At 55.9% G+C, this 10,625-nt stretch carries 9 protein-coding genes; 1 reads left to right on the top strand and 8 read right to left on the bottom strand.

Going from position 1 to position 10,625, the window contains the following annotated elements:
- Positions 1-163: 163 nt before the first annotated feature.
- The 5 genes from BN348_RS13470 to BN348_RS01865 form a co-directional block, all read right to left on the bottom strand.
- The gene (locus BN348_RS13470; protein WP_082020736.1) at positions 164-334 is read right to left on the bottom strand and encodes a DUF362 domain-containing protein; all 171 of its coding nucleotides are present in this window, start codon (positions 332-334) and stop codon (positions 164-166) included.
- A 131-nt stretch (positions 335-465) separates the two neighbouring features.
- Positions 466-1,344: a PSP1 domain-containing protein gene (locus BN348_RS01850; protein WP_040195837.1), complete on the bottom strand. Its 879-nt coding sequence runs from the start codon at positions 1,342-1,344 to the stop codon at positions 466-468.
- Between the two features lie 149 nt (positions 1,345-1,493).
- Positions 1,494-2,465: a DNA polymerase III subunit gene (locus tag BN348_RS12840; protein ID WP_052446626.1), complete on the bottom strand. Its 972-nt coding sequence runs from the start codon at positions 2,463-2,465 to the stop codon at positions 1,494-1,496.
- Complete coding sequence (locus BN348_RS01860) at positions 2,466-2,792, bottom strand: cyclic-di-AMP receptor (protein ID WP_040195838.1); 327 nt, start codon at positions 2,790-2,792, stop codon at positions 2,466-2,468.
- 137 nt (positions 2,793-2,929) lie between these two features.
- Positions 2,930-4,300: an Orn/Lys/Arg family decarboxylase gene (locus tag BN348_RS01865; protein ID WP_040195839.1), complete on the bottom strand. Its 1,371-nt coding sequence runs from the start codon at positions 4,298-4,300 to the stop codon at positions 2,930-2,932.
- 649 nt (positions 4,301-4,949) lie between these two features.
- Here BN348_RS01865 and BN348_RS01870 point away from each other — a divergent pair.
- Positions 4,950-7,949 (top strand): beta-glucosidase, encoded by a 3,000-nt coding sequence (locus tag BN348_RS01870; protein WP_040195840.1) that lies wholly within the window; start codon positions 4,950-4,952, stop codon positions 7,947-7,949.
- A 163-nt stretch (positions 7,950-8,112) separates the two neighbouring features.
- On the opposite strand, the gene BN348_RS01875 is transcribed toward BN348_RS01870, so the two are convergent.
- The 3 genes from BN348_RS01875 to BN348_RS01885 form a co-directional block, all read right to left on the bottom strand.
- Entirely contained in the window at positions 8,113-8,523 is a 411-nt protein-coding gene (locus tag BN348_RS01875; protein WP_040195841.1) for a CBS domain-containing protein, read from the bottom strand.
- A 22-nt stretch (positions 8,524-8,545) separates the two neighbouring features.
- Entirely contained in the window at positions 8,546-9,400 is an 855-nt protein-coding gene (locus BN348_RS01880) for an epoxyqueuosine reductase (protein ID WP_052446627.1), read from the bottom strand.
- A 693-nt stretch (positions 9,401-10,093) separates the two neighbouring features.
- Positions 10,094-10,582, bottom strand: a complete 489-nt coding sequence (locus BN348_RS01885; RefSeq protein WP_040195842.1) for a GNAT family N-acetyltransferase — start codon at positions 10,580-10,582, stop codon at positions 10,094-10,096.
- Positions 10,583-10,625 lie beyond the last annotated feature (43 nt).

Raw genomic sequence — 10,625 nt, forward strand, 5'->3', positions numbered from 1 at the left:
CAACCACATTGCCAAGGTACCTTGGCAAACAAAGTGATACCGCTGCACCACAGCGATACAATACCACCCTGCCCAAATGTACCTTTAGGACAAAATGCACTTCAAACAAATTAAAAAAGGGAACGCCATAAAGCGTTCCCTTTTTTACGGTATGTTATAGAAATTAGTCTGCAGACGGAGCCGAAACCGGGCATACATCCGCGCAAGCGCCGCAATCAATGCAGGTATCGGCATCGATTACAAATTTATCATCACCAGAGCTGATTGCACCAACCGGGCACTCTGCCTCACATGCACCACAGCTGATGCATTCATCGGAAATTTTATAAGCCATTATGTTACACCTCCCTCTTGAGAGTTTCCTAATTACACTGAGACTAAAACCTCAGAATACATTGTTATTGTACCATATATTTAGAAAAAAGCAACCTTTTCGGTACAGGAATTTATGTCGGAAACTTAAAATTATTCCTTCTCCAAAGCCTTCAATTCGTGCAGAGCGGCCAATTCCTCGTGATCGAGCTTGATCTGCGCGTCCTTGATGAGCTTGACGTCCTCCTTGCAGTAGGGGCGTGCGGCCGCATCCTTGTTCTTGTCCAGAACGACCTTCAGAAGCCCGGTCAGGAGGTTGACCTCCACGACATGTCCCCGTCCGTCCGGCGTGGATACATACGCACCGGCCTTCGGCGTGGTCTTGAGCAGGTCCTCATAAGAATGCTGTTCATATTTCAGGCAGCACATCAGCCGGCCGCAGGTACCAGAAATCTTGACGGGATTCAGGGAAAGCCCTTGTTCCTTGGCCATCTTGATCGAGACCGGCTGGAACTCGCCCAGGAAGGTCGAGCAGCAGAACGGCTTGCCGCAGATGCCCAGCCCGCCCAGCAGCTTCGCCTCGTCGCGCACGCCGATCTGGCGCAGCTCGATGCGGGTGCGGAACACGCTTGCCAGATCCTTGACCAGCTCACGGAAATCCACGCGGCCATCGGCTGTGAAATAGAACAGGATTTTGTTGTTGTCAAAGGTGTATTCCACTCCGATGAGCTTCATATCCAGCTTGTTTTTCTCGATTTTCTGCAGGCAGATCTGGAACGCCTGCTTCTCCTTGACCTTGTTGTCGGCAAGCTTTTTGAGATCCGCTTTGTTTGCGGCGCGGATCACCTTCTTGAGCGGCTTCACGATGTCCTTGTCGGACACCTCGCGGTTTGCGAGCGCGACCTCGCCGCACTCGATGCCGCGCGCCGTTTCAACGATGACGCGCTGGCCGACCTCCATATGGGAATCGCCGGGATCAAAGTAGTAGACCTTGCCCACATCCTTGAACCGGACGCCTATCACTTCTGCCATGTTACTCCTCCGTTTCATGGGTTTTAACGTGTAAGAATTGCCGGATAGCCACAGCTGCAATCAGGGGCCGTCACTGGCTGTAATCTGTTGTATATTCTCTGCAAAGATACTGACAAGCATTCCTTTCACAGTACTTGCTATGTGTGCTTCTATATCAGCTGAGAGGTCAGCCAGGTCAGCATCAGCGTGTGGTTGGCATTCCCGCGCATCTGCTGCTGCGTCTGCTGAATCAGCTGTTCGAGCCGCATCAGCCGCGAGAGCCCAAGCCGCTCCTGCAGCATCCTTTCAAGCTTGTATATCGGAGCCTGTGCGGACATCTTCGCAAGCAGCGCGCTGTGCGCAAGCGTCTGCAGCACGCCGAGCACCTCGGCAAACAGGGCCTTGTCCTTCTCAAAGACCGCCATGGCTTTCAGTAGCCGGCCGCTGTCGTTGGCACAGAGGGCTTCGGCGATCTGTTCGCTCAGCTCCATAACCTTCTGATGGTTCGGATCGGAAAGAGCGGCGAGCATCCGGCCGATGTTGTTTCCGCAGAGCTCGGCGGCATCCAGGACCGCCTGTTCTTCAAACTGCGGATGACGCGCTTTAAAATAAGCCAGGCAGGAATCCCGGTCCGGCGCATGCAGCTTCAGGCATACCAGCCTTGACAAGATGGTGGGAAGCAGCAGCGCGCGGTTTTCGGTGGTCAGGATGAAGATGGTGTGGCTCGGCGGCTCCTCCAGGCTTTTGAGCAGTGCGTTCTGCGCCTGCGGCGTCATGCCTTCGGCGTTTGCCAGGATGTAGATCCGGTATTCCCCTTCGTTCGGCTTGATGTACAGCGAGGAACGGATTTTCCGGATTTCATCGACATGGAACGAGCGGCTGCCGGTCCCCTCCAGCAGCTGGACATCGGGATGCACCGACCCCAGCACCTTGCGGCAGCTTTCACAGCGCAGGCAGGGGACGGCGTCCTCTTTGCCGGTGCACAGGAAGCTGGCGGCCATGAGCCGCGCAAAGGTTTTTTTGCCGAGTCCGTTTTCACCCTCCAGCAGATATGCGTGAAACAGCCGTCCGCTCTCCACCATGTGGAGCAGCGACTGCTTCAGATGTTCATTTGCACAGAAATCATCCAGGTTTGCCTTCATTTATACCTTTTCAAACCTTTCTACATTCACCACAAAGATGGTGGCTCCGCCGACGGTGACCTCAAGCGGGACGGTGTCCCAGACGCCGATGCCGCCGTACATCATGTCGCCGGCCACAACCTCTTTGCGCGTTTTGCTGTATTCTTCAATGATGCGGATGCAGTCGTCAACCCGTTCATCCTCTGTTCCAATCAGCAGCGTGGTGTTGCCCGCCTGCAGAAAACCGCCCTGCGAAGACAGCCTGGTCACGCTGAACCCGGCCTCGATGAGGTGGTGGTTGACGTTGGACTTGTCGTCCTTCGAGACGATCGCAAAGATGAGTTTCATATGAAAACCTCCTTATCACAGGGCCTCCGGTCTTGTACGCATCCTTCCGGACAAAAATCAAAATCCGCGGATGCAAGCGGCACCTGTATATGATGGAACAGAAAGGGATCTGTGAAACAGACCTTTTCGGTACGATTCTATTTTAGCACTTTTAGCAACAAAATACCAGAATCATTTAAAAGTTTGATCAATTTCCGATCGATTTTTTCTCCCGGCATCACAACAGGGATGCCCGGCGGGCAGGGACTCTTGACCGCGGCGGCGATCCGGCCTTCGCATTCGGACACCGGCAGCAGCTCGGATTCCTGCAGAAAGGCCTGGGGCAGTGTCCGGCATTTCTCCGGCAAGACCGAGGGAAATAGATGGCCCGGCAGCGGCCGGCCATGCGGAAGGCTTTCGAGAAATTGCGCGACCGCATCGTATTCCGCCGGTTCGGTGAGCGGGGAGAACAGCAGGATGGCCCAGACAGCGTCCGCGTATTCCGGCTCGATGCCGTCCGCGCGCATACGCTGCGCAAGCGCTTTGCCGGTATAGCCGAGATCTGTCGCGTCCACCACCAGCTTGATGCCGTCGCGCTCCCCCTCAGGGATGCGCATCCCCTGCGCCAGAGCGATGTCCTCCAGCCGCCGGATGCGTTCGGCCATCAAACGGAAGTCGAGCGACGGGAGCTGCGCGCAGCAGTCCTCGATCGAAAGCATGATCAGGTAGCTTGGGCTGGTCGATCCGAAGACCGACATCATCTCCTTGGCTCTGCGGTAGAGCACGCAGCCCTGTATGCGCGGCGCGGGTAGCCGTCCGTCGGGTTCGTACCGGACGGCATAGTCCTTGCCCAGATGCAGCGCCGCGGCGCCGGTCAGCGCGGGCAGGGTTTTGTGCAGGCTGTCACAGCAGGCCGACGCGCCCAGCGTGATCGGATGCATGTCCCGCTCCATGAATTTCAGATGCGCGCCATGCGCGTTGTCGACAAGCAGCGGGACGCTGTGCTTTCGGCAGACCGCGGCAATTGCCGCGATGTCTGAGACAATGCCGTAATAGTCGGGGGAGGTGATGTACACGGCCAGCGCGTCGGGATGCGCCCGCAGCGCCTGTTCGACGTCGCCGGGCTGGACGCGTCCGGCAAGATGTTTTTCGCCGCGCGGGTACACCCAAACCGGATCAAGCCCCAGAAGCCCCATCGCGTTGACCGCCGAAACATGGATGCTGCGCGAGGCGATCAGCGTCCCGCCGCGTTTGGCGGCCATGGCCAGCATGGTCTGGATGCAGAGCGACGAGCCGCCGGCGCTCAAAAGGCTGTCCGCCGCGCCGTAAAGCGCGCTCAAACGAAGCTCAGTGAGCCGCAGCGGGCCGCCGCAGTCATACAGGCTGTCGGTGCCGGGGATTTCGGTGACATCATAGGCGCAAAGCTTACCGAACAGTCCGGATTCCTTTCCCTTGTGCCCTGGCATGTGGCAGCGCACGGTTTGTCGGTGCCGGTATGCTTCGATTGCCTGAAGCAGCGGCCTGTCCATCGGTCATCCCTCCCGTTTGTTTGGTGATGTCTTCATTATACACATTGGCTGGGAGGCTTGTCAACGACTGCGGCAGTTTGTTCAGGGCGCTGCAATGATTTCTTGATAACTGTCGGGATCATCCGGCCGGCAGATGACAGGACAGCGGTTCAGGTCGGCTGTGATGTTGCCTTTGACGGGTTTTCAGAACCGTGATGCCGATGAAATCGGTGTGCCGGGAGAAAACCGTTCTGATAAGCAAGCGGGTAATCCGGAGTATTTTGTGGGAATCGTCCGGTCTGGTTCCTGTTGGGGGTCCTTAAAATGGAGAGAGAGAAATGTCGAATACAATATTAATTCACGGATTTCACTAAAAAATAATTAAATTAGATAATTAATAGAAGTTCAATAGAAGCTTAACCCTCTAATTGTGAAATAAATACTTGACAAATCGGCTGGATAATATTATGATTGATAATAAAATGAAAGTATATTGTAAATAAAATGTTTTGCAATGTACAAATCGCTGACCTGAAAACGTTGTTGTACAGGATGGTTGGCAGATCAGCCGGTTTGTATAAAATAAAAATTCAGGAAAAAGGAGGGGCGGATTTATTTTTGGTTCCAGACACAGCCAAGACGAAATTATGAAAAATGACGGAGGAACATTATGGAAAAGAATCGGAAAAACAAAGTGATCAGCACCGTATTGAGTGCTGCGATCCTGTGTACAAGCCTGGTTGCCGTTCAGACAACCGCCTTTGCAGCGCCGTCCAACTACGGGCTGGAGGTTGCGGAGCGCATTGCGGACGAAGGTATCGTCCTGCTTAAAAATGAAAACGGCGGACTGCCGCTTGAGAAGGGTGCGAAGATCTCCACCTTCGGCACCACACAGCTTTCGCCGTATTTCAGCGGCGGCGGCTCCGGCGCATCCGCGACGGACAACTCCATCTCCTTCCTGCCCGCACTGCGCGATCAGGGCTTTAAACTGAATGAAACGCTGATCAATACATATCAAACCTGGTGGGACAACGGCGGAAAGGATCTGGATTACCGCCCGGTCGAGGGCGAAGGCGGCGCATTGGGCGATTATACGACCAACTCCGTGGCACATGCGGAGATGGAAGTGACCGACGACATGATCGCGCAGGCGAAGGCCTATTCCGATACGGCCGTCGTGCTGATCGGCCGCAACGGCAGTGAGGGACTCGACCTCGGAAACTCGGATATCGGCCTGTATGAAGGCGAACTGAAGATGATCGACAAGATCGCCAATTCGTTTGACCATGTCATCGTGCTGTTCAACATTTGCAACACGCTGGAAATGGGCTTCCTGGACAAATATGATTCGATCGAAGCGGCCGCCATCATCTGGGCGACCGGCGACGTGGGCATGACGTCCGTCGCAAAGATGCTCGACGGCACCGTCAACCCGTCCGGCAAGCTGGCGGACACGATTGCGTACAGCATCCACGACTATCCGTCCAATATGAACTTCGGCGATATCGTCAAGCCGAAGGAAGATCCGAACAATGCGGATGAGAAGGACAAGTACTATGTCGAGTACGAGGAAGACATCTATGTCGGCTACCGGTATTTCGAAACCGAGGAGTTCGGCGCGCTCGCAAGGGTGCAGTATCCGTTCGGCTACGGTCTTTCCTATACGAGCTTCGATGTTAGAAACGCGGGCTTTGCGGCGGATGAAAACACCATCACCGTCAAAGCGCTGGTCAAGAACACCGGCGACGCGGCCGGCAAGGAAGTTGTCCAGGTTTACTACGGCGCGCCGGACGGCAAGCTGGAGAAACCATCCAAAGAGCTTGTCGGCTTTGAGAAGACCGATCTGCTCGAGCCGGGACAGAGCCAGCTGGTCACCATCACCTTCGAAACCGATGAAATGGCTTCCTACAGCTCGGATGACGAAGGCTATCTGCTGGAGAAGGGCGCGTACAACATCTACATGGGCACCTCTGTCAGGGATGCCGAAGAAGCGGGCGTCTACAACCTGGCAAGCGACAAGCTGATCAAAAACGACAGCGCCACCGGCGTTGAAATCAAAAACCACTTCCAGGACATGGAGCACGGAGCCGATAAATTCGGTTTCACCAAGCTCTCCAAATATGATCCTCAAGGAACCTATCCGACGGCACCGGCCGAAGGCAACCGCACCGAGCCGGGCAGCGGCTGGAGCGCAACCGGATTCAACGCGCTGGGCACCGGTCATCCGGACGGCAAGTTCAACGAGCCGGACGCAATGCCCAAGATGGTAAACGGCGTCATCCCCATGGCGGAGGGCGAACAGCCGGCGGCGATCCAGCTCAAGGACGTCTATAAGAACCCGGCCCTGATGGCTGATTTCGTGGCCCAGTTCACCGATGAAGAACTGATCCTCATGCAGACCTGCGGCGGATTCCAGACACTTGGCATCGAGCGTCTCGGCATTCCGAAAACCCTGTCCAACGATGGACCTTCCAGCGTCAAAGCCGCCAGAGGCAGCGGCAAGACCAACGGAACCGCTTTCCCAAGCGCCACGATGATCGCCTGCACCTGGAATCAGGATCTCGTCAGGGAGATGGGCGTTGCGGCCGGTCTGGAAGCGAAGGATCTGGGCATCGACAGCTGGTATGCACCGGCTGCGGACTGCCACCGAAATCCGCGCGGCGGACGCAACTTTGAGTATTTCTCCGAAGACCCGATGCTCGGCGGCATCATGCTGGCGGCAATGGTTGACGGCTGCCAGTCCGAGGGACTGACCGCATGCATCAAGCACTATGCCGGCAACGACCAGGAGTCCAACCGCTGCGGCATTGAAACCTATATGTCCGAGCGCGCTTACCGTGAAATCTATCTGAAGCAGTTTGAAATGGCTGTCAAGGGCGGCGCCATGGGCATTATGTCCGCGTTCAACCGCCTTGGCGAAACCTGGTGCGGCGCAAGCTCCGCACTGCTGAACGACCTGACCCGCGGCGAATGGGGCTACGACGGCTTCGTTCTGACCGACGCCTGGATCGGCGGATACATGATCGCACCGGATGCGGCGTATGCGGGAAATGACACGATGCTGTCGTTCGGCGGCGCGTCCAAGGCAGCCCTGGCGGACTATTCCTATGAGTTTGAAAACAATCCGGAAGAAATCCGCGCGGCGCTGGAACAGTGCGCGGCAAACATGATGCCGTATGTCATGAAGACCTTTAAGTTCTCCGAAGTGATCGGTTCCACCGAAAACATGGATTATGAACTGAAGCATCCGTTCCCGTTCTCGACTGAGAAATCCGAGGCGGGAACCCTGGCGGACGCTGTCGCGGCACTGGAAGACCTGGTCAAGGAAGCGAAAGCCATCGACCAGAGCAAGTACACCGATGAGACTGTCAGCGTGCTGAACACCGCGATTGAAGAAGCCGAAGCGGCGCTTGCCGATATCCAGAGCTATGATCAGATCGTGGCAGCCGGCCAGAAACTGCAGGCAGCCATCGACGGATTGATCGAAAAGACGGCCAGCAGCAGTGAACCTTCCGATTCCCAGGGCTCCGGCTCCTCGGGCGGCGCTTCCTCCACAGCAAGCAAGCCGACCCCGAACACCGGCGATTCGGCGTTGCCGATCATCAGCCTGATTGTGTTGGCGGGCATGGCTGGAGCAGCGACGGTTGTCACCGCGAAGAAAAGAAGATAAAGTAAAGTGCATGCACTCCATTTAGAATGAATAGATAAAGGCGCTTCCCGCGGTTTGCGGGGAGCGCCTCTTGACATTGCGGGAGAGACCTTCCAGATGGAGAGATGCCCTACATTACATGGAAAAAACGACTGGCCGCAGATGGGACAATCGGTTCTGATGTTTAATCCATGCTGATTTCGCTGATGGCCTTGGCAATTTCCATATCGGCTTTGACCCGGGCGGCGTCGCACAGGGAGACGAATCCCTTCAGGGTGTTGTCCTCGATGACCGGAAGCCTGCGGATGCGGTGCTCCGCCATAATTTCCACGGCGTCCCGCACCAGGGAGCTCGGCGTGCAGTAGGTGATGCCGGTGCTCATGACCTCCTGGGCCTGGCAGTGATCGGCATTTTTACCCTGTGCCACACAGCGCAGCACGATGTCCCGGTCGGTCACGATGCCCCGAAGTTCGCCGTTCTGCTGGATTGGGACCGATCCGATGTTGTGCTGTTCCATGACATGCGCGACCTTGGTGACGCTTTCCTGTGCGTCGCAGCAGATGACAGCGTCGCTCATAATTTCTCTTACCTGCATGTAATACCACTCCTAAACTGTATCAGTCTTTGTTTTCCTGCTTGGGAGCAGGAACCATAGGAGTAGTATCGCACATTTCATCCTCCATTATACCCAGATTCCGATAAAGAACGCTTTTGGGACGATATGCAAAGGCGTAGCGGTCAATCGGCCGGCTCAGCAGATCGGCGTCGATCCGAAATACGTTGTCTTCCAGAAATGCCGGGATATCGGTTATGGGTAGGTCCCTGTTGTGCACGCAGATATCCTGGCATCGGTCGCAGCCCCAGATGACGCCGCTTTTTTGGATTTTCCGGCGCTGTTCACCGGTCAGCTCGCCTTTTTTCTGAGTTAAAAAGGAAAGACAGCGTTCTTTCAGAAAATATCCGTTTTCATCGAACGCCTGTCCCGGACAAACGGCGCGGCAGCGCCCGCACTGCCGGCAGGTCCCGGAGGACGGCGCGCTGTATGGAAGCCGCAGGGTGCTCACAATCTCCCCGATGAAGCAGAAGCTGCCGAACCTCTCGTGGATCAGCAGCCCGTTCATGCCGACGACGCCCAGCCCGGCCATCCGGGCCGCATGCACCTCACGAATCGGGGAGTTGTCCGCAAATGCCGCGAACTGTTCGGACGGGAAAGCATCCCGCAGTTTTAGACAAGCCTGTTTCAGGAGATCTCCCACGACGAGATGATAGTCGGGAACCCGGGCATATTTGGAAAGGTTTGCAACGGGGCTCTCGCCGGTATAATAGGGAAACAGGCAGACGATGACCGACTGTGCACCGGCAGGGATCCGGCTCTTGGCGCGGCATTCGAGCAGCGGCAGCGTATCCGTAAACCGGCAGATGCCGAAGTGCCGGATGCCGGCGTCACCCAATAAGCTCTGCAGCGGTTCCATCGATAACATCTCCTTTCCGGCCATGGGGACTTTTTGGTTCGGTATGGTTGAGAAGCTTGCGGGTTTTTCAATCAGCAAAACAGCAGCTCTTTCACCGCTTTATGAATCTGTATGAAGAAAACTGTTGTGGGATGGTTGAAGTGTCAATTCCCGCATGCGAAAAGCGCAGCGCGTGTGAGAAGCGGCGCCATCACATTCCACCGTTTGTACACGGGACGGGAATTGCGGCAGATGAAAGAGAACGCGGCTGAAAACTGCAAGCGGCACCGTATCAAATCTGCATATGCTGCGTTTGGAATTCATGTGGGCGCGGCGCAGCTTTTTTGCTGTGTTGTCCAACTCACGGGATTGATCCATTGCGCCTTGAGCGGGCACAGGGAAGCGTATCAAGGCGGGAGATGCAGGTCATCAGGTCGGTCTGGCGGAGGTCCTTTGAAAGGGATCGGCATGCGTCTCGACAGATGCGATGGACGGCTCACGAAACAGACCAGCGTTTGTCCTGAAAATGCGTGCCCCTCATTCGGTTGCCGTTTTTCTGTGAGATCCATCTCAGCAGAACGGGCACTGAGCGCATCTGACAGAAATTGCAGGGCCGATTTGGTATAATAGGTGGGGCTGAAATGGACCGCAGCAACCTGCTTGGTGTTCACCGGTCAAGTTTCTATTGTCATACTTTGCGCCTTGCTGTGGCGTTTAGTCCAGCTGTTTGATAAAGAGGAAGGTGTCGGCAAAGGAGCCGTCCTTCAGCCGGTAGCCGTGTTGGACGCGGCACATCCGCTCAAAACCCAGATCCTCGTACAGCTTGATGGCCGGCGTGTTGGTGCAGACCACGGCGTTAAACTGCAGCGCCGTGAAGCCGTGCGCCTTCGCGCGCTCAAGCGAATGCTCGACGAGCTTCCGACCGATGCCTTGTCCGCGCAGGCCCTTTTTAATGCCGTAGGATGCGTTCGCAATGTGCGCGCACCGGCCGATGTTGTTCGGGTGCAGGATGTAGACGCCGACGATCTCGCCGTCCAGTTCGGCGCAGGCCGTTTCGGTCTGAGAAGCGAACATATCGGCCGCTTCGCTGCTTTCCAGCGGATGATCGCCCGGAAAGCTGTCGGCGGCTTGTACAATTTCATTCCAGATTTCAGTGATGGCCGGCAGGTCCCGCTCGGTATAGGTGCGGATGATCAGACTCATAAATATCCCCCTTAATATAGGCAATTGATAAACCTATTATAGC

Source organism: Candidatus Soleaferrea massiliensis AP7 (assembly GCF_000820765.1).
Lineage (GTDB): Bacteria > Bacillota > Clostridia > Oscillospirales > Ruminococcaceae > Soleaferrea > Soleaferrea massiliensis.